Source organism: Moraxella sp. (assembly GCF_024227015.1).
Classification (GTDB): Bacteria; Pseudomonadota; Gammaproteobacteria; order Pseudomonadales; family Moraxellaceae; genus Moraxella.
Genome location: NZ_JAAELD010000079.1, coordinates 1 through 671 on the forward strand (window position 1 = coordinate 1; position 671 = coordinate 671).

At 48.1% G+C, this 671-nt stretch carries 1 protein-coding gene; it reads left to right on the plus strand.

Annotated elements, in window-relative coordinates; translation table 11 throughout:
• Positions 1 to 101: 101 nt before the first annotated feature.
• Positions 102 to 671, plus strand: a 570-nt coding sequence (locus tag GY683_RS01655; RefSeq protein WP_297287099.1) for a hypothetical protein, incomplete at its 3' end; no start/stop codon positions are given.

Below are 671 nucleotides of genomic sequence, written 5' to 3' on the forward strand. Positions count from 1 at the left end.
ATCAAACTACATCAACGAAAACGGTGTGTTTAGCGTAGAAGCGGATATTACCAACAGTGCAGATGCTATCCCCGGTATGCGCGTCATCGTCCAGTGATTGCATGAACAAAGCCCTACCAACATTGCCGAGCAATGACATCAACCAGGAACTCAGAGCCGGGATGCAGCTTGCGACCCAGATGGTCGCTGCACGCGATGATAAAAAAGAAATCCTCCGGTTATTCATCAAGCTCGTCTGCACTTATTATCTTAAAAGCGAAGGCACCGGGATTATTCGCAAACGTGGACGCATATTAGCCTCAAGGCGCGATCTAAGCAGTGCCGACCAAAAACAGCTTAAAAAAGCAAAACATGGGAGCACAATAAACGATCAGTATGTGACCGTCATTCCCCTGGGCAAAACGCAAATCGTCTTGTTGAGTCATAACGTAGTCGATGAAACTGGAACAGAGGCCATCGCAAAAATGGCCGCGAGTTTTAAAATCGATACAAGTAGCCGAGCTAAATACTGGTTATTTCCAATTGTGGCCATCGCGCTACTTTTCGTGCCAATCACGGATAAGGTCACGGGAAAAGGGATTGTCATTGGAGAACAAAGCTACGCCGTGACCGCCACCGCGAACGGCACGATCAATAAGGTATTCGTAGAGGCAGGCCACATCGAGCAGCAC